The sequence below is a fragment of the Pedobacter kyonggii genome (assembly GCF_004310665.1).
In the GTDB taxonomy this organism is placed as follows: Bacteria; Bacteroidota; Bacteroidia; order Sphingobacteriales; family Sphingobacteriaceae; genus Pedobacter; species Pedobacter kyonggii.
The window spans coordinates 1-25,595 of the sequence record NZ_SIXF01000006.1 but is presented as its reverse complement, the minus strand read 5'-3'; the positions used below and the strand labels follow the sequence as shown (position 1 = coordinate 25,595).

The following is a 25,595-nucleotide window of genomic DNA, read 5'->3' as shown; positions in this document are numbered from 1 at the left end:
TATATAATTAATGGATCTTTTCGGAAATATAAAAATTAGAGGACAACATTACATCTTAGTACTGTTGATACTTACACTGCTTACTTCATTTTGCAAAAAAAAGGAGGATGTTCAGTCTCAGCTCAGCGTTTCTTTACCTGAAGTAAGTGCCTTATATCCATCGTATAATACATCGCCAAAAGCACCAGATCCAACGGGTATGGGCAGTACGGCTGTGCAACTGGCTTCCAAAATGAACTTGGGCATAAACATCGGTAATACAATGGAATCGCCAGGGGGTGAAAGTGGCTGGGGTAATCCCCAGATTACCGAATCGTACGTGAAATTTGTAAAACAGACAGGTTTTAATGCAATACGGATTCCCTGCGCCTGGGACTGGAAACATTTGAGTGATCGATCAAAAGCTACAATTGATCCTGCATGGCTTAACAGGGTAAAAGAAGTGGTTAAATATTGTGTAGATAATGATATATATGTGCTGCTGAATATCCACTGGGACAATGGTTGGCTGGATCACAATATCAACAGCGTTAAGAAAGACTCCGTTAATGCCAAGCAGAAAGCATTATGGGAACAGATTGCTACAACAATGAGGGATTTTGATGAACACCTGATGTTTGCGAGTGCGAACGAACCCCCAGCGGAAAATGCTGAACAGATGGCAATACTAAACGGCTATCACCAAACATTTATTAATGCTGTAAGGTCTACAGGTGGAAAGAACAGTTATAGGGTGCTGGTTGTTCAGGGGCCTGGCACTGATTTCGAAAAAACCAATAATCTGATGAACACCCTTCCAACAGATCAGGTACCTAACCGGATGATGGTTGAAGTGCATAACTATACCCCATCTCAATTTACAATATTGATGGATGGTGATGCCAGCTGGGGTAAAATGTTCTACTACTGGGGAACGGGTCATCATTCGGTTACCGATCCAGGCCGAAATGCAACCTGGGGTGAAGAAAGTGAACTATCAAGATTGTATGCTCTGATGAAAGCCAAGTTTGTCGATAAAGGCATCCCTGTAATCATGGGTGAATATGCAGCTTTTCGGAGAAAAAACCCTAAGTATCTGCCTTCAGACATGGCAAAACACAATGATGCAGTTGACTACTGGACAGCTTACTCAACCCAACAGGCCATTAAATTTGGTCTTAAGCCCTTCTTTTGGGAACAAGGTACTGTTTTAGACCGCAGAAACAATAAAGTTCTTGATCAGCGTATCGTAGATGCGCTGATTACAGGTGCTAAGTAAAGAATGGCAACTGGAGATAAATGCCTATACCTAAAACTATTTGCCCAGTTGTTTTAAACAAATAATTGCTTAATTCTAATCAATATATAAACTTAAAAAACAAATTAACATGAAAAAAATCACATTATTATTTTTTGCGCTACTAACAGGGATGTTAGCAAATGCACAGGAAACGCTGTATTCTGAAAATTTTGAATCAAATGTTACCATCCTTGGTGATGGTCAAATGCATACATTTAAACCATCTACAAAGGCAGGAACATGGAGTGGTAAAATAGATCTAAAAACTGCTGGCGATGCCAATATAAATTTGCGCCAAGGGTGGGGTGAGCAATATAATTTGAAAATAGAATCTAAAGGTGCTGCTGTTACCATACCTGATATCAATGTGGCTGGTTTTACAGATTTAAACCTGTCTTATGATTTTGTTGTTGAAGATTCAGGAGATGCTGTAAAACCAAAAATTGAAGCAAGTGTTGATGGCGGTGCTTCTTGGGTAACGCTACCTACAGTTGCTAGTGGTGGAGGGTGGTATAAAGAAACAAAATTGGTTGCTTTGCCTTCAGGAAATTATAAAACAATAAGCCTTAGAGTAAATCCGAATACGGTTAGTTCTAATGCGATAATGTTTGATAATTTTATAATTACTGGAAAGAAGCAGTAAGCCTGACGACTGAATCGAACCAATCATGTGACAATTCAATTAAGGTTTATCCAATTCCTATTTGTTAACGAATTTAAAGGTGAAGCTGTAAATTCAGATCAACCATTCCGTGTTTCCATTTTTGATATACCTGGAAGAAAAGTAGAGACAATAAAATCATTGTCTTCAAGCCAATTGACAATAGGATTTTTATTGAAATCAATGATTGTATAAATTACTCAAAATCATTTAAGATGGTTAAAAAATAAATAATTGAATTTTTTGTATGGAGCCAGCGTGAAAATGCTGCTGGCTCCATTTCTTATAAGGTTTATTATTTAAATAGTTCTGATAACGAGAATCTGAAAGCAACGAATAAATACTATTTTTTAATCCACGGTTCTTCATGGATCGTAGATTTTGGTAAATATAAATCTCCCGCCAGATGGAAGTTTAGCTATTGATGGATCGAATGCCTCTATCTCGGGGAGAATAACAATACACACAAATAATGAGAATACAGATACAAGCCTGGTTTATATTTTTTATGCTGTTCTTTTTTATCCAGAATGGGCATGCTCAGATTACGCTGCCAAGAGTGTTTGGAGATAGCATGATTTTACAGCGAGGTATTAAAATTCCCGTTTGGGGAAACTCAGCACCTGGTACACATATCACAGCTGAGCTCGGGAAATCCCGAGCTACAGCAATAGCAGATCATTCAGGGAAATGGAAGCTTCTCTTTCCGGTATTAAAAGCAGGGGGGCCATACGAACTCAAAATTTCTGAAACAGGAAAACCAAATGCCGAAATTAAACTGAAAGGAATCCTTATCGGCGATGTATGGCTGGCTTCCGGGCAATCCAATATGGAATGGTCGGTACAGCAGTCTCAGGATGCTACCAGGGAAATTGCAAATGCCGATTTTTCACAAATACGTTTCCTTCAGGTAGCGCACGACAAAAAAATAACACCACAATCTGATATTCTAGATGGAAAATGGGAGGTTTGTAATCCTTCAAATGTGCAACAGTTCTCTGCTGTAGCCTACTATTTTGCCCGAAAAATACACAAAGATCAACATGTTCCCATTGGCATTATACAAAGCACCTGGGGAGGCACGCCGATAGAATCGTGGACAAGCCGGGAGCAATTGCTGACTTCACCGATTACCCAAGCAAATATAACCGCCAACGATACACTAAGTGAACAAAGTTTTGTAAATGATAGCCTTAATCTGATCCGTTTCTGGGAAATTGTATATCAACCGCAAAATAATACAGATAAAATAATACCGGCAATCAGATATGATGATTCGGGCTGGCCGACAGTAGAAATGCCCCGGCTGATCAAAGATTTTGGTATTGGCCCATATGAAGGGATGGTATGGCTGCGTAAAAAGATAACCTTGCCAGAATCCTTTTTCGGAAAAGATTTAACCCTGCACATAGGGCACCCGGAGATGAACTATTCAATGTATTTTAATGGCGAAGAAATCTGTAAAACCATATGGAACAGTGATCCGAAACAATCCTATACTATTCCTGCTAAATTAATTAGAAAAGGCGAAAATACGATTAGCCTCAGGATAGCAATGTTGTGGGGCGGCGGTGGCTTAAATCCTCCTGCAGAGGGAATTAATATCACTGATGGTGCTGTTAAAGTTTCCTTAGCGGGGAAATGGCGGTACCAAAAAGACCTTGAACCAGGATTGCCCAAAATAAACAATTATCAAAATTATCCCTCATTGCTGTTCAATGCAATGATCAACCCGGTTATTCCTTTTGGCATCAAAGGATTTCTCTGGTACCAGGGCGAAGCCAATGAGGCCGAGGCCTATAACTACCGAAAGTTATTTCCCATGCTGATCAATGATTGGCGAAAACGCTGGCAGCAGGGCGATCTACCATTTCTGTATGTTCAGCTCACAAATTTCAAAAAAACAAAGCCGCTTCCTTCCGAAAGTGAATGGGCCGAACTAAGGGAAGCCCAAACGTTAACATTATCGCAACCCAATACTGGTATGGCCTGCATCATCGATATCGGTGAAGCAGATAATATCCATCCAAAGAACAAACAGGAGGTTGGTCGGCGCCTGGCATTAAATGCCAATAAACTGGTGTACAAACAAAACGTTACAGCATCGGGCCCTTTGTATAAAAGTTACCGGAAAGAAAAAAACCGGATCTACATCAGTTTTGCCAATGCTTCAGCTGGCCTTCGAACCAAAGATGCCAAAGAAATAACAGGATTCTCAATAGCGGGTAACGATCAACAGTTTTACTGGGCGAAAGCCACCATAAAGGGAAAATATGTGGTGGTTTATGCTGATCAGGTGCAGGATCCGCAAGCTGTACGTTATGCCTGGGCCGATAATCCGGAATGTAACCTGATAAATTTCGAAGGTCTGCCTGCCATCCCTTTCAGAACAGATAATTGGAAAGGAATTACACAAAAATAATAAATGATCAGGCCTAAAATTACAGGTTAATAATACTTTTTACACCTAATAATATGAATAAATTTATAATCACAATTTTTTTGCTGCAGTTTAGCATTTGTGCAACAGCGCAATACCAGGTAGCTCAGAACCCGAAGACCCCGGGCTTCTATACGAATCCAATTTTCGCAGGGGATTATCCCGACCCTAGTATATTACGCGATGGGGATAATTATTACATGGTCCATTCATCTTTCGAATATTATCCAGGTTTATTGATCTGGCATTCAAAAGATCTGATCAACTGGAAACCGGTAACCCACGCCCTGCACAAAAAAGTAGGTTCAGTGTATGCACCTGATCTGGTGAAGTATAAAAATAAGTTTTATATCTATTTCCCAGCAAACGGTACCAATTATGTGGTCACAGCAGATTCGATCGGTGGTAAATGGAGTGAACCGGTTGATTTGAAAATCGGCAATATTGACCCGGGACATATTACAGATGAGCAGGGCAAAAGATATTTATTCTTCAGTGACGGCGGATTTGTGCCTCTGGCTGATGATGGTCTTTCCACCACAGGAAACCAAAAGAGTTCGTACAAAGGTTGGCCCATCCCTAGACACTGGTCTATTGAGTGTTTTTGCCTGGAAGGTCCTAAATTGATAAAAAGGGGAGAATACTACTATATTACTGTGGCCGAAGGCGGAACAGCAGGTCCAATAACCGGGCACATGGTCGTATCAGCACGATCTAAATCCTTATCCGGTCCATGGGAAAATTCTCCCTATAATCCGATTGTAAGAACAACAGAAAAATCTGAAAAATGGAGATCAAAAGGGCATGCTACCATTATTGATGATGTGAAAGGAAACTGGTGGATGGTGTTTCACGCTTATGAAAAAGACTATTACAATAAAGGCCGCCAAACAATGCTTCTGCCTATAGAATGGACAAAAGACGGATGGTACAAAGTACCAACAGGTATAATCGACAGTAAACCGATCAGAAAGCCAGATTTGGGCCCTTCTAAAACCAATTTTAACCTGAGCGACAATTTTGCGGGTAATAAATTAAAATCTCAATGGCAATTCTTTGAAGAACTGGATACCAATAGGTTTAAATTGGCCAACAATAGCTTGTCTGTTAAAGCAAAAGGAAATACTATTGGTAATAGTTCTCCCTTATTATGCATCCCCGAAGACCATTCCTACACCGTTGATGTTGAGGTATTAATTGAAGGAAAGGCAACTGCCGGGTTGGCTCTTTTTTATAACAGCACTGCATCGTCCGGTATACTCGCCAACAATGAAGATGTAGTTGCCGATTTGCGTGGCTGGCGAGCCCCGGCTGAAAAAAATGTAGTTAACAACCATGTGTTCCTGCGTCTCAAAAATATAGAAAACACGGTAGATATGTATTACAGTAAAGATGGTATCAAATGGAATAAAATTGAAAACTCTTTTGAGGTATCGGGCATGCACCATAATGTACTTAGCGGATTTTTGAGTTTACGGATCGGCCTTTGTTCAATAGGAGAAGGAAAGGTAACGTTTAAGAATTTTAAATATACCCCAGTAAAATAAAGAGTGGTTTCATTAAAAATTAATAGCCTGCTTAAACTTGATACAATTATTTTACTTATCTAATAATGTTGTCACACTGAGTGGAGTCGATTGCTTTTAATATATCAAAAAACAGGTCTTCGACTACGCTCTCCATAGGAGTCCTTTGGACAGACTGGCATACTGATAATTTATAATAAAATTTAAACAGGCACTAAAAATTAGAAAAATAATATTAACCTAATTAAAATGAAATATACGCTTACCTTGGTTTTGGCACTTGTTTTTAGTGTTATAAATGCGCAAACAGCCAAAAAAAAATATCATCAATGGGCATCAACACCGCCTCTTGGTTGGAACAGTTGGGATTGTTTTGGAACAACCGTTACCGAACAGCAAGTAAAAGAACAGGCAGATGCGATGGCAAAATACCTTTTGCCAAGCGGATACAACTATCTTACAGTTGATATTCAATGGTATGAGCCTGAATCAAAAGGACATGCTTACGACCCAAACGCGCTACTTACCATGGATGGCTATGGCCGCTTAACGCCAGGTTTGAAAAAATTTCCTTCGGCTGCAGATGGAAAAGGTTTCAAACCTCTTGCAGACTATGTGCACGCCAAAGGACTGAAATTCGGCATTCATATTATGCGCGGAATTCCTCGTCAGGCTGTCGAAAAAAATACACCGGTACTCGGAACAAACGTAAAAGCGCAGGATATTGCCATTAAAAGCTCTACCTGTCCATGGAATCCTGATATGTACGGCATTAAGGCTAATAGCCCTGAAGGTCAGGCTTACTATAATTCCATTGTGCAGATGTATGCCGACTGGGGAGTGGATTTTATCAAATGCGACGATATTTCACGTCCTTATGATGATGTACAAAAGGCAGAAATTGAGGCGCTTCGCAAAGCAATAGATAAAACCGGGAGACATATTCTGTTAAGTTTATCTCCGGGAGCAACGCCGGTTAAAATGGGCGATCATGTGATGAATCATGCCAATATGTGGCGTATCACCGACGATTTTTGGGATCGCTGGGGATTGTTGCAAGCGATGTTTGAGCGAATGGACGTGTGGACACCTTTTCGTGGACCTGGCCATTTCCCTGATGCAGATATGCTCCCGATTGGAATTGTTGAATTCAATCGTCCAACCCATTTCACTAAAAACGAACAATATACGCTTATGAGCCTTTGGGCTATTGGTCGTTCGCCACTTATTTTTGGTGGAAATATGACCAAGCTTGACGATTTTACCAAGGAAATGCTCACCAATCCTGAAATGCTCAAAGTAAATCAACAGAGCATAAATAACCGTCAGGTATCACGTGAAAAGAATCTGATCGTGTGGACGGCCGATGTGCCTAATAGCAAAGATAAGTATGTGGCTCTTTTCAACGCGCAAAGCAAAGGAGAGAATCTTGATTTCAACAATGCCGATTATGTAAGTCCAATAATTGCCGGTAAAGGAAGTTCGCAAAAGATAGAAGTATCGGTAAAAGATGGTAAAAAACTTGTTCTCTTTGTGAAAGATGGGGGCAATGGGTTTGATTTAGATCATATTGTTTGGGCAGATCCTGTTCTTCACGGCCCCATGGGCGATTTAAAACTGACTAACCTCAAATGGCTGAGTGCAACTTCAGGCTGGGGAGATGCAAATGTCAATCGTACCTTAGATAATAAACCAATTATTATAAATAATGAAACACGAGAGGGAATTGGTGCTCATGCAGCGTCTGTGATCGTTTATCAATTGCCAGAAGGTTATGATTCTTTTACAGCAACTGGCTACGTAACACAGGAAAAAGGCTCAGTGACTTTTGGTGTTTTGGTTGATAAAGGAACATTAGATGTTCCCGATAAGGCCAATGTAAAAGTAAACTTTGAAGCTATTAATATAAAAGGCAAAGTAAAAGTGCGCGATTTATGGAATCACAAAGAGCTCGGAACTTTTAATGGGAGCTTTGAGCGTGAATTGCCACAACATGGGGCTGGACTGTATCGGATAACTCCTTTGCGTTAAGATATTAACCTGAACTTGATTAATAACATGCCTTTAAAGATCTTCTTTAGATATTTTAACTAACCGCCGTCACCCTGAATTTATTTCAGGGTCTATCTAGCAGGAAAGATGCTGAAACAAGTTCAGCATGACGATCGAGTTAGGAAAAAGAAACAAAAAATTGATCACAACGGGTAAATGTTAATCGAACTAAGGTTACCAGTTCCCTGCAATGCATTAGGCCGTTTTAAAGCCTTTGTTAATTTACGCAATAACATTGATGAATGCTATAATATTTAATAATACAAATTAATATAACACAACAAAGTGAGGAGCTTCAATTTATACAAAAGACAATATTTTGCAAAACAAATAGTATTGGTATTCGTACTATTTATAAGCTTTTTTTCAGGGTATGCGCAAAATGGCATAGAAAGAAAACAGTTATTTGATTATGACTGGAAATTCTGTTTAGGTGATACGCCAGAAGCTAAAGCAAATGATTTCAATGATTCGGGTTGGCGTAAACTTGATTTACCGCACGATTGGAGTATCGAAGGAAAAACTCATCCTAAAAATGCTACAGGAGGAGGAGGTGGATTTTTTCCGTCAGGGATAGGCTGGTATCGAAAAACCTTTCAGGTGCCTGATAGCTGGAAGGTAAAAAAAACAGCTATTTATTTTGAAGGTATTTATATGAATTCCGAGCTTTTTATTAATGGAAAATCGCTGGGTGTTTATCCTTATGGTTACACATCATTCAGTTACGACCTTACACCTTATCTCGATTTTGGAAAAGAGAATGTTATTGCTGTCCGTGTCGACAATTCACAACAGATGAACAGCCGCTGGTACAGTGGCTCTGGTATTTACCGCCATGTATGGTTAAATGTTACCGACCCTGTGCACGTTGCACATTGGGGTGTTGACATTTCAACTCCTCAGGTGTCTTCAAAAAAAGCAACTGTACTGGTAAAAACCAAGGTTAAAAATGAAACAGCATCTGCCCAGCAAATTGTTGTAAAAATGCTTCTTTGGAATAAAAATTCTAAAAAAATTGCTAATGGCCAGATGCAAGTCGTACTTCCTGCCAATAGCGAAAAGGAAATCACCCAGACTATACAAGTGTCAGATCCTATGCTCTGGACACCGGAAACACCGAATTTATACCAGGCGCAGGTTCAGGTAGTAAAAGACAAAAAAGTGCTGGACAATACAAAAACCAATTTTGGTATCCGCTCTATAAAATTTACGACCGAAAATGGGTTTCAATTGAATGGAAAAACAGTGAAAATAAACGGCGGTTGTGTGCATCACGATAATGGCTGTTTGGGCGCTGCTGCTTTTGACCGTGCCGAAGAGCGTAAAGTAGAATTGCTTAAAGCCAGTGGTTTCAATGCCGTGAGAACTTCTCACAATCCACCTTCTGAAGCATTTCTCGATGCCTGCGATAGATTAGGCCTGCTCGTAATGGACGAATCTTTCGACTGCTGGAAAATTGGAAAAAATACCAATGATTATGCAAAATATTTCGACCAATGGTGGAAAAAAGATTTGCAGGCAATGATTTTAAGGGATCGAAACCATCCCTCTATCGTGATGTGGAGCATCGGTAATGAAATTGCAGAACGGGGAAAACCTGAAGCTGTTGAAACAGCTAAAATGCTTTTGCAGGAAGTGAAAAAAATAGACATTACAAGACCTGTAACTTCTGCCGTTGTGAATTTAAACAAATGGGAAAACCTGGATTCTTTGATAAACGTACATGATGTTGCCGGCTATAATTACAACCTGCATACTGCTCCAGAAGATCATAAAAGAGTGCCTTCTCGTATCATTGTTCAAACCGAATCCTATCCGAAAGATGCTTTTGCCAATTGGAAACTTGTGCAGGAAAACAATTATGTAATCGGTGATTTTGTTTGGACAGCAATGGATTATCTGGGTGAGTCAGGAATTGGCCGTTGGTATTATTCTGGGGATACCCCTGGTGAACACTGGGAAAATAATTTTTTTCCATGGCATGGTGCTTATTGTGGTGATATCGATCTGACCGGATGGAGAAAACCCATTTCCCATTACCGGAGCATGTTGTACAACGATAACGAAAAACTTTATATGGCCGTGCGTGAACCTGCTCCGGAACCTTTGGAAATAAAAGAAACCTGGTGGTCAGTTTATCCAACTTGGGAAAGCTGGACCTGGCCGGGTTTTGAAGGGAGAACCGTTCAGGTTGAAGTGTATTCCAAATACCCGAAAGTGAGGCTTTACCTGAATAACAAACTGATAGGTGAACAGGCAACTACCATTGGGCAACAGTTTAAGGCTACTTTTGAGGTTTCATATGCTGCGGGTTTGATTAAAGCCGTAGGTGTAGAAGATAATAAAGAAACGGGATCAGTCATCCTCAAAACTGCTGGCGAGGCTGCAAAAATAAAACTAAGGGCAGACCGGAAAGAAATCTTGGCCAACGGGCAGGATTTATCGTACATCACGATCGAACTAACCGATAAAGAGGGAACAATTCAACCTAATGCTAACAACCGTTTGCATTTCAAAATCGAAGGTGCAGGCGTAATTGCAGGAGTGGATAATGCTGATCTGAAAGATTTTGAACAATACGTGGGCAATACCCGTAAAGCATGGAAAGGTAAAGCTCTAGTTGTGATAAAGAGCAAACATGAAGCTGGCGATATCAAACTAACGGTTACCTCTCCTAATTTACCCGCGGAAACTTTAAGTATCAAAACAGCTGATTATAACCATCAAAAAGGATATTAATTCAAAAATCAAACGGTTACTGAGTATTTGAATTAATCAATAGATTTTTATAGAAATAAATAAAACGGCCTGGTAGTTAACTGAATCCCAATCGGTTTATAAACATCAATTCGATATACAGAGCAGTAGATGATGATACCTGGGATTGCCAAAAGAATAAAATATACTGATAAGTACGGCATATGATAAAAGTTGATAATACTATTAAAAGTTTTCTATCGCTTATTTTGTGGTTTTGGGCGAGCACCTTGTTTGCCCAAACCGGAATGATTAGCGCTCCATCGAGAAATACGACCAGTTTAAACGGTAGCTGGAATGTAATCCTGGATCCCACTGGCATTGGCGAGCGGAGGCAGCTATGGCAAGAGAAAAAAACAGAATTAAAAACAGACTTTGTAGAATATTCTTTTGAAGGAGGACCGCAATTAAAAGTGCCAGGCGATTTTAATTCTCAGATGAGTGAACTCACTTTTTTAGAAGGCGTTGTTTGGTATAAAAAGGAGTTTAATTATTCCATTAGCAAAGGAAAAAGGCTTTTCATTTATTTTGGCGCTGTAAATTACCTGGCCGATGTTTACCTGAACGGGGAAAAGATTGGAAGCCACGAAGGAGGTTTTACACCCTTTCAGTTTGAAATAACAACGAAAATAAAAGCGGGAACAAATTCACTGATCGTTAAAGTTGACAACAAACGCCTAAAAAACGGACTTCCCGGAATAGGATATGATTGGTTAAACTATGGTGGCATAACCAGGGATGTATATCTTATCGAAACTGGTAATACCTATGTTGAGGATTATAGTATTCAGCTTAAAAAGGGGAGCCGGAAGGATGTTTTGGGATGGATTAAGGTAAATGGTGTTAATAAAGTACAAAAGATCAAAATTAAAATTCCAGAGCTTGACCTGGTTTATTTAACAAGATCAGACACTAGCGGCCTGGCCAGGCTTCAATTTTCTTCTGCTTTTAAACTGTGGTCTCCTGATCATCCGAAACTTTACAAAGTGATTATTGAAAGCGAAACCGATACCATTGAAGATGAGATCGGTTTCAGAAATATTGAAGTAAAGGGGAATAAAGTTGTGCTGAATGGTAAAGAGATTTTTTTCAAAGGAATAAATATCCACGAAGAAAACCCATATAAAGGATCAAGGGCCTTCTCAAAAGAAGATGCCACATTGCTGTTGAGCCAAGCAAAAGAGCTTGGTTGCAATTTGGTCCGGCTGGCACATTATCCGCACAATGAAAACATGGTAAAGCAGGCCGAAAAAATGGGACTAATGGTTTGGAGCGAATTGCCCGTATATCAGCACATTGAATTTTCAGATACTGCGGTTTTATCAAAAATGGATTTGATGCTCAGGGAAATGGTTAGTAGAGACAGGAACCGGTGTAGTGTCGTTATCTGGAGTCTTTCTAACGAAACCTATGACGGTACACCAAACCGTACCAACGCACTCGCCGGATTAACTAAGGTATGTAGAGCACTTGACTCTACCAGATTAATAACGCATGTTACCAACAGTCAGGCTTACAGCAATAATTCTTTTAAAGTACGGGATAGCCTTTACAAGTATGCCGATATCATCGCTGTTAACGAGTATATTGGCTGGTATATTCCCTGGCAAGGTAAGCCCGAAAATACAACCTGGAACGTGGCCTTTCCGGATAAGCCGGTTTTTATTTCCGAATTCGGTGGCGAGGCATTGTTTGGCAACAGGAATGGAGCAGCCGATGAGGCTGCTTCCTGGAGAGAAGAATATCAAAAGAAAATCTATACCGACCAGCTCAAAATGTTTAACACCATTCCTAATCTTTGCGGGGTTGCCCCATGGCTTTTGTTTGATTACCGCTCATTAGGCAGAATGCACCCCGTTTATCAGAAAGGATACAACAGAAAAGGTTTGTTATCGGAAAAGGGTGAAAGAAAAATGGCCTGGTATATTATGGAACAATATTATAAAAGCAAATGAAATCTATAAATATAAGAGAAAACCTATTGCTTTTGAGCTGTTTGATGGCCACCCTCAACGTTTTTGGCCAAAGTAAACAGATCAATCTTTGGGATGGAGAAGCTCCTGGTGCAATGGCCAATACCAATTATAAACAGCAAGTAGATTCAGCAAATAGTTGGATGACTTTTATCACAAAACCCTTACTTGAGATGTACGCTGCCCCGTCGGAAACAGCAAATGGTACAGCAGTAATTATATGCCCGGGAGGTGGTTATTCTGGGCTGGCCATTGCCCACGAAGGAAAGGAAGTTGCCAAGTGGTTAAACAGTCTTGGTGTTACGGCCTTCGTACTGAAATATCGCTTGCCAAACGATGCGACTATGGTTGATAAGGCTACCTGTCCATTACAAGATGGGCAGCAAGCCGTTCGCTTAGTGAGGCGCAACGCTAAAGCGTGGGGGATCAATCCCGGAAAAATCGGGATTATGGGATTTTCGGCAGGTGGACATCTTGCAGCTACAGTATCAACTCATTTCAAAGAAAAGGCCTCGGCAATTACTGATACAATCAGCCTGCGGCCAGACTTTTCGATACTGATTTATCCGGTTATATCTATGCAGGAAAATATTACTCATAAAGGTTCAAAAGTAAATTTATTGGGCGAAAATCCAGCTGCAGAAAGAGTAACCTATTTTTCAAATGAACTACAGGTTAACGATCAAACACCACCTGCGTTTCTGGTACATTCTATGGATGATAAAGCGGTGCCGGTGCAAAACAGTGTTGCATATGCGCTTGCTATGGAGAAAAAGAATGTGGCCTGCGAACTTCATGTTTATCAGTCAGGTGGGCATGGTTATGGACTTGCACATTCTGAAAATACTGAATCATTATGGCCGGAAGCCTGCCGGAAATGGATGGAGATGAGGGGATACATTAAGGAGCAGGGAGCAGAAAAAGGTATTTTTGATAAGGCTACCAAACCAGGGGCTGACGATAAACCTGCGTTTAACGATCCTCCAATGGGTTTCAGAGATAAACGCGACAATATATTTCATGGCATCGTCAGCACTGTTCAATACAGTTCCAAAGCACTGGGTCAATCCCGAGAAATGCTGGTTTATACTCCTCCAGGTTATTCGCCTGCTAAACGCTATCCGGTGATTTATCTCTTGCATGGACTTAATTCAGGTAACGGTCAATGGCCATATTGGGTTCATGCCAATAATATTATCGATAACCTGATAAGCGAGGGTAAAATTAAGCCAATGATAATCGTTTTTCCAAACTGCAATACCAACGTGACTGTAAATAATCCAAAACCAGATGAGCAGGAAGAACGAAAAGGAGGCTATAAAGGTTACGGGATATCTTTCCAAAATGATTTGCTTCATGAAATCATTCCTTTTATTGAATCTCATTATTCAGTTTACACTGACCGCAAACATCGTGCGCTCGCGGGCTTGTCTATGGGTGGTGGTCAATCCTTGAACATAGGCCTCGCACATATTAACACTTTTGCTTATGTGGGTGGATTCTCTTCCGCGCCTAACACCAACCAATTCGGAGGTCTTTCTAATATTAAACTTTTACCCGATTTGTCGGCTGCAAAACATAAACTTAAAATATTATGGCTGGCTTGTGGTAGTAAAGATGGGCTGTTTAGTGTTAGCCAGCGCGTGCACCAACACCTCAAATCGCAAGGGGTACCACATGTATGGTATGTGGATGCAAATGCTCATGATGATACGGAGTGGGCCAATAACTTATACCTTTTTGTTCAGCATATTTTTAAATAAAGGTGAACTGATTGCTGCCGATGGATAAAACAAGTTACTAATCGTTTGATTCTTTAAAGTAAAAAAATAACAAGCATAAAATTATGAAGAAGTATTTAATTGCATTTATGTTAATTGTGATCTACGGAACTGCCGCGAAATCCCAAAATGCCAATCCATATTTTCCTGAAAAAGACCTGATCACTACCGGAATATACTATTACCCCGAACACTGGAAAGAAAGCCAATGGGAGCGCGATATCAAAAAGATTTCGGATATGGGCTATGAGTTTGTTCACCTTGCCGAATTTGCCTGGTTTAAAATGGAACCTGAAGAAGGACGGTTTGACTTTACCTGGTTAGATAAGGTGGTGGGTTTATGTGTAAAATATAAGCTTAAGGTGGTCATGTGCACGCCATCTGCAACCACACCAGCATGGATGCGGGCTAATTATCCCGAAACCTTTATAATGGATGGGCATTATATCCGGGCTGAACATGGAACAAGGGGGCTGGCTTCGATTGTTAATCCAAAATACCGTTTGTTTGTCGAAAAAATTGTAACCGAGATGGGTAGGCGTTATGGTCAGCATAAAAATGTGACCGGATGGCAGTTGGATAATGAGCCCGATGCGAAACCAGATTATAGCGTGTCCTCGCAGAAAGCTTTCAGGCAATGGCTAAAAAGCAGGTACAAAACCATTGATGCTTTAAATGATGCCTGGGGTACAGCTTTCTGGAGCCAGTGGTATAACAATTTCGACCAGGTTATGATCCATAACACCAATCTGGTTGGCTGGTGGGGCAACAATCCGCATGCCCTGCTCGATTTTAAGCGTTACTGTGCCGATGCACAGGCCGGATTTCTTGATTTTCAGGCCGGCACCCTGCGTGGCCTCATATCGAAGCAGCAGTATATTACCACTAATTATACCGCGGTTTCTCCCGGTTCCGATCCGGGGCGGACAAAGAAACTGGATTTTGCAGCCTATACTGCCTATCCCAATGGTGGTAGCGACAACATAGGCGAACTGGGATTTAGGATGGGAGATAGCCGGGTTATCCTTTTTGCTTCAGAATATTTTAAGCATGTGGGAGGAGTGTCGGGCGTGATGGAAATTCAGCCCGGTCCTGTAAACTGGGGAAGCTACAACCCGCTTCTTTTGCCCGGAACAGTGCGCATGTGGCTGTACCATACCTTTGCTGCGGGTGGGAAACTTGCCTGTTCTTACCGCTTCAGGCAGATTTTATACAGCGCCGAACAGTACCATTCCGGTGTTATACAAACAGATGGGGTAACACCTTCTCCCGGAGGCGAAGAGTACATTCAGTTTATGAAAGAAATAAAAGAACTGAGGAAGTTGTACAGGCCGGGGGCCAAGGTTCCTGAAAAACTGATGGAACGCTCAACGGCCATTCTTTGGAACCTGGAAAATTACTGGACCATCGACAGGCAGAAACAGACCAACCAGTGGGACACATGGAACTATCCCGTAAAGTTTCTGGAAATGGCAAAATCTTTGGGAGCCCCTGTTGATGTAGTGCCTGAAACTACTGATCTGTCGAAATATAAGGTGGTGATTGTTCCTGCTTACGAAATGGCCGACTCGGCTCTGATAAAGAAATGGAATGATTATGTAACGCGTGGCGGACATTTGATTATTACCTGCCGTACAGCAACCAAAAACCGCATGGGGCATTTCTGGGAGGGTAAACCGGCAGCGCCAATTTCGGGCCTTATCGGCGTGCAGATTACGGCAACCGATATGCTTTCAGCTTATGGGAAAGGAGACATCCAGATGGGTTCGGAACATTACAAATGGAATAAATGGGGCGATCTGTTGCAGCCCGATCAAAATACCGAAGTTCTTGCAAGGTATGAAAACCAGTTTTATAAAGGAAAGGCAGCTGTTGTAAAGCACAAAATCGGTAAAGGATCGGTAACCTACATAGGTGTAGCCACAGACGATTCGAAGCTGGAAAAGGATTTGTTACGCAACACTTATACCGGAGCAGGGGCAACGACCGAAAATTATCCGCCAGGTGTTTATGTTTATTGGAGGGATGGATTTTATATGGCCGTAAATTATTCTTCTACTGATTATAATATAAATATTCCTGCAAATTCGAAGATTATTGTTGGAGAAAAAACATTGAAACCTGCTGGTGTATTGGTTTGGAGCGAGTAAACGTCGTATTCTGCATATCACGGCAAAGGTTGAAACCCTTTGTTGATTACTTTAAAGTGGCTTGTTTGTCCACTTAATTGATACAACCTGGTTTTAAAATACCTTGAAAATTTTACATTTTTTAAAAGATATCAGGATTTAAACGTAGTTTAGCTAATACTTAATTCTTATCAACTATAACCATTAAAGCTACTTTAATCATTGAGGGGGTCTCAGGAATGATTTCTGTTTATAATAAAATATATGTATCGGCTTTTAGCTTTAATCAGCGCACTCATACTGTGTAATTCTCTTTTTGCGCAGGAAAATGTGTATCAATTTCCCCACCTTGATATTGCTAACGGCTTATCAGACAATCAGGTAAATGCAATATATAAAGACCGTAAAGGATTTATGTGGTTTGGTACCATGGCCGGCCTTAACCGTTATGACGGGCATGAATTCAAAGTATTTAAGCATAGTTCAAAAGATAGTACCAGCATACCAGAAGGGTATATCGTAGATATATTTGAAGGCCCTGAGAAACAGTTGTGGATTACCTCTAATAGCGGTTTCAGTATTTACAATCCATCAACTGAAAAGTTTGAGCGCTTTCAGGACAAACACTTTAAAAAATATAAAATTCCCAGCGGCTACCTTAAGAAGATAAAAGGCAACAATAGCGGCATGGTCTATTTCCACGTCGAAAACCTCGGTATTTTTTGCTATGATTCGAAAAGTGGTAAAACCATTGCATATACTCATAAGAACGACTTATCAAATTCTTTATACAACGATCAGATAAGTGATTTTATAGATGATGAAAAAGGTAATTTATGGGTTAGCTATACCAGCGGCGTTCTTGATAAGTTTAACTTAAAGAACCACAGGGTAACAAATAGGTACTTTGCAGTAAACAAGCGTTTTGGTAAACAGGTAAATTCCTTCAATCTCAATCATGATTCGCAGGGAAATATTTTTATTTACAGTAGGAGTAACCCATTCGGTTTATATTATCTTAATGTGGTAAGTGATCAGTTTAGTTATTTTGGGAAAAAGCAAGATCATTCTGGACTAAGTTCGAACAATGTAAGCCAGGTAATCGAGGGCGATGATGGAAATATCTGGATAGGGACCGATCATGGCGGAATTAATATTTTAGATAAACATACTTACCGATTAACCTATGTTTTAAACAAAAAAGATGACGCAAGAGGATTAAGTGATAACAGCATAGCTGCTTTGTACAAGGACAATAATGGTATAGTCTGGATCGGAACATATAAGAAAGGGATCTGTTACTATCACAAAAGCATATATAAGTTTCCCCGAAATCAGTATTTAACTGGCAAAAAACCAATAAATAAGGATGTTAATTCATTTGCAGAGGATAATAAAGGGAATTTGTGGATCGGAACAAACGGAGACGGCTTATTGTATTTAAACAGAAGTACGGGCGAGATCAAAACATACCGAAATAATCCAGCGAGCAGTAATTCTTTGAGTAGTGATATTGTGGTAAGCCTTAAGCTTGATCGTTCGGGCGTTTTGTGGATCGGGACTTATTTAGGTGGACTTGATTCTTTTGACGGACAGAAATTCACGAATTTTAGGCATACAGCAGACCCTTCCAGTATTTCAGATAACCGTATTTATGATATATTGGAAGATTCTGCCAACAGGTTATGGGTGGGCACCTTAAACGGGGGGCTGGATTTGCTTGACCGGAGCACCGGAAAATTTAAACACTTTAATCCATCAGTCAAAAACACGATAAATGCTTATGTCGTTTCTAGTTTGTACGAAGATAAAAAGAAAAATATCTGGATCGGTACCACGGCAGGGCTGAGTATCCTTGATGCCAAAACCGCTAAGTTTAGCTATTTAAAAAACAACAGAAGGGATACGAACTCCTTGGTACAGGATGTTGTAAACTCGATTATTGAGGATAGCAGAGGATGGATGTGGATAGGCACAAGGGAAGGGATAAGCATATATAATCCCTCAACCGGAAAGTTTAATAATTTAAGCGAAGATGTTGGGTTGCCAGAAAATACCGTATTTGAGCTTATTGAAGATGAAGATCACAACATCTGGTACAGTTCCCGCAAAGGGCTTTACAAGATTTCTGTAATTGCTCAAGGGGAAACCTATAAATTCAGGTACAGTAAATACAACAAATCAGACGGGCTGCAGAGTACGCAGTTTAATGTCAATGCTGCTTACAAAACAAAAGCAGGCGAACTGATTTTTGGAGGGCCGAACGGTTTTAATATTTTCAGGGCTGGGCAGATCAAAAATACGGGGTTCCCCTCGGTATTGGTAATGACAGATTTAGAAATGTTTTACCATAAAGTAAACGTTGGTGAAAGTATAAATGGACATATTATTCTGCCCGAGACAATAGCAGAGCTTAAGAATTTAACACTTACTTATAAGGAAAATATTTTTTCGGTCCAGTTTGCGCTGCTCAATTATTTTAATCCCCACAAAGTAATTTACAAGTACAATCTGGAAGGATTCGATAAACGTTGGCTTACGGTTCCGTCGGAAATACGTAAAGCTACTTTTACAAATCTTGATCCGGGAAAATATATACTTAATGTAAAGGCCTTTAATGAAAACGATTCGTCACTCCTGGCCGAATCGCAACTGAAAATTACCATTCTGCCTCCTTTCTGGCGTACAACATGGGCATATATCCTGTATGTTTTGGCCTTTGGCTGCCTGTTGTTGTTTATACGGAGCAGGGGCATCAAAAAGTTAAGACGGGAGTTCGCTTTGGTACAGGAAAGAATCCAGGCCCGGCAATTACGTGAGCAAGACCGTAAGGAGGCTGAAAGGTTACGGGAACTTGACCTGTTAAAAATTAAATTTTTAACCAACCTGAGTCACGAGTTCAGGACACCTATTTCCCTGATCCTGGCTCCTGTAGACAAACTTTTGATCGAATCCAAAGAGAAGGAAAGGCATGGTCAGCTGGCCATGATAAAAAGAAATGCACGGCGGTTGTTAAACCTGGTAAACCAACTGCTCGATTTCCGTAAAATGGAAGAGCAGGAGCTACGGTTAAATAATAGCGATGGCGAAATTGTTTCCTTCATTAAAGATGCAACAGATTCTTTTTACGATCTGGCAGAACGGAAGCAGATCAAACTTACTTTTAAAAGTACCATAGAAAATCTATATGTATCATATGATCAGGATAAAATAGAGCGGATATTATTCAATTTACTTTCGAATGCATTCAAATTTACACCCACAGGGGGAACAGTAGGTGTTGAGCTACAAATACTGGATGGTAAACCAGCAGATGGAAGGGTTTCATTGGAGTTAAAAGTGATGGACTCGGGGATTGGTATTCCAAAGGATAAACAGGAAAAAATATTCGAACGGTTTTTCCAAAGTGAAACTTCTTCTTCCATTCTTAATCAGGGTTCAGGAATAGGCCTTTCCATCACCAAAGAGTTCGTCAAAATGCAAGGTGGCGAAATAGTAGTTGAAAGTGAGCCTGGTTTGGGGAGTTGTTTTACATTATACCTAAATCTTGTACCCGTTGCAATTTCAGGGCAGGAGCAAAAACATCTTGAGGATGCGGATGTGCCAGATGCCGGACCAGATAAAAAAGATGTAGAGAAAGAATCTTCCGACAAGCGCCTCCGCGTAAAAAATGCCCCTCTTATTCTGTTGGTTGAGGATAATGAGGATTTTAGGTTTTACCTTAAAGATAACCTGAGGGTTTTTTATAAAATCGAAGAGGCCTCAAATGGCAAGGAAGGCTGGCAAAAGGCGCTTGCACTACATCCAGATCTAATCGTTTCCGATATCAGTATGCCTGAAATGAATGGCAATGAGCTTTGTGGCAAACTAAAATCAGACGAAAGGACAAAACATATACCGATTATTCTTTTAACGGCTTTAACAGGTGAAGAAGAACAGCTAAAAGGGTTAGAAATAGGAGCGAACGATTACATGACCAAACCCTTTAATTTTGAGATTTTACATTCCAAAATCAAGAACCTGCTCACGCTGCATCAAACCTTTAAAAAAACTTATTCCAGACAGGTGAGTATGGCTTCGCCAGAAATGGAGATCGAATCTGATGATGTGAAATTCCTGAACACCGCATTACTTTACATTGAAGACAATCTCCATAAGCCTCAATTATCAGTGGAAGATCTGAGCAAACATATGGTGATCAGTAGGGTATCCTTATACAGAAAGTGTTTACGGGTTACCGGTAAAACCCCTGTTGATTTTATCAGGTCTGTTAAGCTCGAAAAAGCGGCGGTTTTATTGGAGAAAAGTAGTAAAACCATTTCTGAAATCTGTTACATGGTCGGTTTTAGTACCCCTAACTATTTTGCAAAGGCATTCAGGGAAAAATACCAGGTACTTCCTTCAGAATATAGAACAAAAAAAAAGGATTCGGATTAAAAACAGCTCCTGGTGCCTTTCTAACAAGATAAATTATTGATGCTATTGAATTAAATAAAAACACAGCTGTGTTGCCGCTCAATATTATTAAGTTAATTCATTAGGTATAAGCAAAATAATTTACCACGACTTGTCCCGATTTTCGGGAGATAGAAAGGATGTACACAGATATGAAAATCTGTGTTTATCTGTGTGCATCTGTGGTTAAAAGCCCCCTTAATCTAACGCCATTAGTTTTGCGACTTGAGTAATATTATTCTTGATGCGCACTAAATGACCCGATAATAATCGTTGTTTTAACGTTTATTATTTATATTTGTGAAAGACCAAATATACACGCATGAAAAGAATAACATCAGTATTGATTTTACTTTGTTCAATGTTCACAATTGATCAAACTTACGCACAGCAGAATTTTAAGAGTTGGGCGAAGACTCCTCCAATGGGCTGGAATAGCTGGGACTGTTACGGCTCTTCTGTTACAGAAGCTGAAGTAAAAGCGAATACAGATTACATGGCTTCCAAATTGAAATCTTTCGGATGGGAATATATCGTTGTAGATATCCGCTGGTTTGTGGAAAATGATAAAGCAGGGGGATATAACCAAACGGATCCAAAATATGTAATTGATAAATTTGGCCGTTATCTACCTGCCTTGAACCGTTTCCCGTCAGCAGCAGACGGACAGGGCTTTAAAAACCTGGCAAAATATATACATGCTAAGGGATTAAAATTTGGCATTCATATTATGCGTGGCATTCCTACGCTTGCCGTTAAAGAAAAGATGCCAATTAAGAGTACAAAATACACTGCCGATCAGATCTATAGCACTGCTTTGCAATGTAAATGGCTTACTGATAATTATACTATAGATGCTACAAAACCCGGTGCTCAGGAATATTATGATTCAATAATGGAACTCTACGCCAGTTGGGGTGTCGACTTTATTAAAGTAGATGATCTTTCCCGTCCTTATCATCAGGGAGAAATAGAGCTCATCAGAAAAGCAATTGATAAAACAGGTCGCCCGATAGTGCTAAGCACTTCACCAGGCGAAACGCCGATAGAAAAAGCAGGGCATGTTCAGCAACATGCAAATATGTGGAGAATGGTGGATGATGTATGGGATACCTGGCCACATATTACCCACCTGATTAATATTGCCCAACCATGGGCACCGTATATTAAACCTGGCACATGGCCTGATTGCGATATGATTCCTTTGGGTAGAATTTCCATTCGTGGAGAAAGGGGCGGCGACCGTGCGAGCAGATTGACCAAGGATGAGCAGCAAGTGCTGATGACTTTCTTCACCATATTCCGCTCGCCCTTGATGTTTGGTGGTGATATGCCTAGCCTAGACCCCTTTACCACTTCACTGCTTACCAATAAAGCTGTGCTTAAAATGCATAGAGAAAGTACGGATGTGAAATTTCTCTTTAACGATCGCAAGAAAGTTGCGGTAACATCAACGAATGCTAAAACGGGACAACACTATCTCGCCCTGTTTAATCTTTCTGATGAACCAGACCCAAAGGAGATTTCTGTAAAACCTTCAGATTTAGGGATAGCTAAAGTAGCTAAAGTTACAGATAGCTGGAGAGGGAAAGTTGTTCAGAATGATGGAAAACAAATAACCGTGAATCTTAAACCACATAGCTGCGTTTTGTATGAAATTAAGTAAGCTATTTATAGTGCTGGTGTTTCTGCTGTTTAGCAAAAACTCATTTGCATCAGAACCAACGCAGCATGCTGCAACTGATTCTGTTTACCTGTTTTCATACGGGACTGATGGATTACGGTTTGCATGGAGCGATGACAGAAATAATTGGACACCTGTTGGAACGGGACAGGTTTACCTCCGCTCGGACTTTGGCCGCTGGGGATCAGATAAAAAAATGTTTGCTCCGTATGTGATTCTGGGGCGCGGGGGAGTTTGGCAATGCGTCTGGAGCTTAAATGATCGGGTAAGGCAGTTTGCCCATGCTCAATCAAGAAATCTGATTGACTGGGGGCCGCAAGGTTATCCCTTTTTTGAAAAAGGTAAGAATATCCTTCGTCCTGTGATTAGTTACCATAAGGACCTGGACATTTATCAGATTGTATACACGAATAGCGAGGGCACCTATTTTCAGACAGAAACAAAAGACTTCAAAACCTATAGTCCAGCAAAGGAGGTACCCCTCACTGCCTATAAAAGCAATACCATCACCACTACCATTCAAAACAATACGGTAAGCGGACAGCTACACCGTGTTAAATGGGCAGTGGTTGAAGCGTTGAATAAAACTGCGGAGCTCAGGAATTTCAAGGCGCGGCAAGATGCGGAGACAACCAAAGAAGATCCGGTACGTTTTGCAAACTTAACAAAGCCGGAACTGCATATTTCGGCCGAGCCTGAAAAAGCTAAAGCGATCAGTAAGCTGTTAACAGGAATATTTTTCGAAGATATCAACTATGCAGCAGATGGGGGGCTTTATGGCGAACTGATTCAAAATCGTGACTTTGAATATCAGCCATCAGATAAAGAAAACCATGATACAAAATGGAACAGCAACCATTCCTGGACATTCAAAGGCAAAGAAGGGGATTTTGCAATTCGAACAGAACAGCCACTACATCCGAATAACCCACATTACGCGGCACTGAATTTAACGGTTGATGGTAGTTCATTATCGAATGCTGGTTATGACGGAATTGCAATAAAAAAGGGGGAAAATTACCTGTTCTCCAGTTTTGTCCGTGTTGCGGAAGGAAAGAAGTCGTTCGAAGTAAGGCTTGTTAGTGAAAAATATGGCTTGCTTTCGAAAGGATTGATCAGTTGCAGTTCAAAATTCTGGAAGGAAATAAAGATAACACTCAAATCATCGGCTTCAGCCTCGGATGTTAGCTTGCAATTGTGGCCATTACAAAAGGGTCGTATCGATCTCGACATGATTTCACTATTTCCCCAAAATACCTTCAAAAATCGCCGAAATGGCCTTAGAGCAGATCTCGCAGATACAATTGCAGCGATAAAACCGCGTTTTGTTCGTTTCCCAGGTGGATGTGTGGCCCATGGAGATGGGATCCATAACATTTACAGATGGAAAAATACAATCGGGGCCTTACAGGCCCGGGTTCCTGATCGCAATTTGTGGGGCTATCACCAGAGTATGGGGCTGGGATACTTTGAGTACCTTCAGTTTTGTGAAGATATCGGCGCAACTCCAGTGCCTGTTATTGCCGCTGGAGTGCCCTGCCAAAACTCAGGAGCCAATGGTGGCGGGCAACAGGGTGGAATCCCGATGGCAGATATGCCTGCATATATTCAGGATATCATCGATCTGGTTGAATACTGTAATGGAGCGGCAAATACAAAATGGGGGAAGCAGCGTGCAGCAGCAGGACATCCGAAACCGTTTAATTTAAAGTATATCGGTATTGGCAATGAAGACCAGATAACAGACGTCTTTCGTGAGCGTTTCGCCATGATCTATAAAGCACTTAAAAAAGCGCATCCTGAAATAACCATTATTGGAACTTCAGGACCATTTTTTGAAGGAACAGATTATGAGGAAGGTTGGGCCCTTGCCAACGAAATGAAGGTTGACATGATAGATGAACATTATTATCGTCCACCAGGCTGGTTTATAAACAATCAGGATTTTTATGACAAATATGACCGCAGTAAATCAAAAGTTTATCTGGGAGAGTATGCGGCTAGCCTCCCAGGGGGAAATAGGACAAACCTGGAAACCGCTTTAGCTGAGGCGCTATACCTCACCTCCCTGGAGCGCAATGGAGATGTGGTATCTATGGCCTCTTATGCGCCATTGTTGGCAAAGGAAAAACATACGCAGTGGAATCCTGATCTGATCTATTTTAATAATACAGAAGTTAAACCCACCATTGGATATTACGTGCAACAGCTTTACGGTCAAAACGTAGGAGATGAATTCATTCCTGCTCGGGTTGATTTTTCAGTGAAGAGAGAAGATGTAATTAAGCGGGTGGCACACTCAATTACCCGTGACCAAAAATCAGGAAAATTATTCATCAAAATTGTAAATATGCTTCCTGTCGCAGTTAAGACTAGTATTGATCTGTCCAAGTTAAGTTCTGTGAGCAAACAAGTAATTAAAAAAGAACTATCAGGTCTTCCGGGTGATTATAAAATCCAACCTATAATAACAGCTATGGATTTTTCGAATCTTAAATCTTTCGAACTAAAACCTTATTCTTTTACCGTATTTGAACTGTAAACCAAATAAAAGCACTCGTCATCCGATAGCTCCTAATGTCCGCATGTTATAAAAAAAAAATGCTGCAAAACCTTGATAAATAATGTTTTGCAGCAAGGTAATATTCACTTAAATTAGTGTTGACCAATATTACTGCTGTGAAAATAATAAATTCAAATCCAATATCCTCTTTCGGAGGCATAAATTTTGTTTTTGACTACTTAAACAAATTAGAAATCGATAAACTTTGCCATGCACATCTGCCCTGCGTTGCTGCCCAAAGCAAGTATTCCTGGAAGGATGTTTTCTACTCCCTTAAATCTGTTTTTCTCTGTGG

Annotated in this window: 12 protein-coding genes; all 12 read left to right on the top strand. The window is 40.5% G+C overall.

Annotated features, from left to right (window positions below; all coding sequences use genetic code 11):
* Window positions 1–10 precede the first annotated feature (10 nt).
* Complete coding sequence (locus tag EYS08_RS08430; protein ID WP_131029612.1) at window positions 11–1,258, top strand: glycoside hydrolase family 5 protein; 1,248 nt, start codon at window positions 11–13, stop codon at window positions 1,256–1,258.
* Window positions 1,259–1,367: 109 nt separating this feature from the next.
* On the top strand, window positions 1,368–1,922 hold the full coding sequence (locus tag EYS08_RS08425; protein ID WP_131029611.1) for a hypothetical protein: 555 nt from the start codon (window positions 1,368–1,370) through the stop codon (window positions 1,920–1,922).
* 490 nt (window positions 1,923–2,412) lie between these two features.
* Window positions 2,413–4,362, top strand: a complete 1,950-nt coding sequence (locus EYS08_RS08420) for a sialate O-acetylesterase (RefSeq protein ID WP_208745821.1) — start codon at window positions 2,413–2,415, stop codon at window positions 4,360–4,362.
* Between the two features lie 53 nt (window positions 4,363–4,415).
* Window positions 4,416–5,927: a family 43 glycosylhydrolase gene (locus tag EYS08_RS08415; RefSeq protein WP_131029610.1), complete on the top strand. Its 1,512-nt coding sequence runs from the start codon at window positions 4,416–4,418 to the stop codon at window positions 5,925–5,927.
* Between the two features lie 228 nt (window positions 5,928–6,155).
* Window positions 6,156–7,937 (top strand): NPCBM/NEW2 domain-containing protein, encoded by a 1,782-nt coding sequence (locus EYS08_RS08410; protein WP_131029609.1) that lies wholly within the window; start codon window positions 6,156–6,158, stop codon window positions 7,935–7,937.
* A gap of 357 nt (window positions 7,938–8,294) precedes the next feature.
* Window positions 8,295–10,697, top strand: a complete 2,403-nt coding sequence (locus EYS08_RS08405; protein ID WP_244215898.1) for a glycoside hydrolase family 2 TIM barrel-domain containing protein — start codon at window positions 8,295–8,297, stop codon at window positions 10,695–10,697.
* Window positions 10,698–10,879: 182 nt separating this feature from the next.
* Complete coding sequence (locus EYS08_RS08400) at window positions 10,880–12,670, top strand: glycoside hydrolase family 2 protein (protein WP_208745820.1); 1,791 nt, start codon at window positions 10,880–10,882, stop codon at window positions 12,668–12,670.
* On the top strand, window positions 12,667–14,451 hold the full coding sequence (locus EYS08_RS26030) for an alpha/beta hydrolase-fold protein (protein ID WP_208745819.1): 1,785 nt from the start codon (window positions 12,667–12,669) through the stop codon (window positions 14,449–14,451). Before EYS08_RS08400 ends, EYS08_RS26030 begins: the two co-directional genes overlap by 4 nt.
* An 83-nt stretch (window positions 14,452–14,534) precedes the next feature.
* The gene (locus EYS08_RS08385) at window positions 14,535–16,619 is read left to right on the top strand and encodes a beta-galactosidase (protein WP_244215897.1); all 2,085 of its coding nucleotides are present in this window, start codon (window positions 14,535–14,537) and stop codon (window positions 16,617–16,619) included.
* Between the two features lie 243 nt (window positions 16,620–16,862).
* The gene (locus EYS08_RS08380) at window positions 16,863–21,035 is read left to right on the top strand and encodes a two-component regulator propeller domain-containing protein (RefSeq protein WP_131029606.1); all 4,173 of its coding nucleotides are present in this window, start codon (window positions 16,863–16,865) and stop codon (window positions 21,033–21,035) included.
* Between the two features lie 340 nt (window positions 21,036–21,375).
* Window positions 21,376–22,719 carry a glycoside hydrolase family 27 protein gene (locus EYS08_RS08375; protein ID WP_131029605.1) on the top strand — a complete coding sequence of 448 codons (1,344 nt, stop codon included), beginning with the start codon at window positions 21,376–21,378 and terminating at the stop codon, window positions 22,717–22,719.
* Window positions 22,706–25,279, top strand: coding sequence for an alpha-L-arabinofuranosidase C-terminal domain-containing protein (locus EYS08_RS08370; RefSeq protein WP_131029604.1), 2,574 nt, complete (start codon window positions 22,706–22,708; stop codon window positions 25,277–25,279). The genes EYS08_RS08375 and EYS08_RS08370 overlap by 14 nt, the downstream gene beginning before the upstream one ends.
* Window positions 25,280–25,595: the final 316 nt, after the last annotated feature.

Excerpts from the sequence above, each read along its gene's own strand:
- EYS08_RS26030 (WP_208745819.1), top strand. The coding sequence starts at position 12,667 with ATGAAATCTATAAATATAAGAGAAAACCTATTGCTTTTGAGCTGTTTG.
- EYS08_RS08415 (WP_131029610.1), top strand. The coding sequence starts at position 4,416 with ATGAATAAATTTATAATCACAATTTTTTTGCTGCAGTTTAGCATTTGT.
- EYS08_RS08410 (WP_131029609.1), top strand. The coding sequence starts at position 6,156 with ATGAAATATACGCTTACCTTGGTTTTGGCACTTGTTTTTAGTGTTATA.
- EYS08_RS08375 (WP_131029605.1), top strand. The coding sequence starts at position 21,376 with ATGAAAAGAATAACATCAGTATTGATTTTACTTTGTTCAATGTTCACA.
- EYS08_RS08425 (WP_131029611.1), top strand. The coding sequence starts at position 1,368 with ATGAAAAAAATCACATTATTATTTTTTGCGCTACTAACAGGGATGTTA.
- EYS08_RS08370 (WP_131029604.1), top strand. The coding sequence starts at position 22,706 with ATGAAATTAAGTAAGCTATTTATAGTGCTGGTGTTTCTGCTGTTTAGC.
- EYS08_RS08420 (WP_208745821.1), top strand. The coding sequence starts at position 2,413 with ATGAGAATACAGATACAAGCCTGGTTTATATTTTTTATGCTGTTCTTT.
- EYS08_RS08430 (WP_131029612.1), top strand. The coding sequence starts at position 11 with ATGGATCTTTTCGGAAATATAAAAATTAGAGGACAACATTACATCTTA.
- EYS08_RS08385 (WP_244215897.1), top strand. The coding sequence starts at position 14,535 with ATGAAGAAGTATTTAATTGCATTTATGTTAATTGTGATCTACGGAACT.
- EYS08_RS08400 (WP_208745820.1), top strand. The coding sequence starts at position 10,880 with ATGATAAAAGTTGATAATACTATTAAAAGTTTTCTATCGCTTATTTTG.
- EYS08_RS08380 (WP_131029606.1), top strand. The coding sequence starts at position 16,863 with ATGTATCGGCTTTTAGCTTTAATCAGCGCACTCATACTGTGTAATTCT.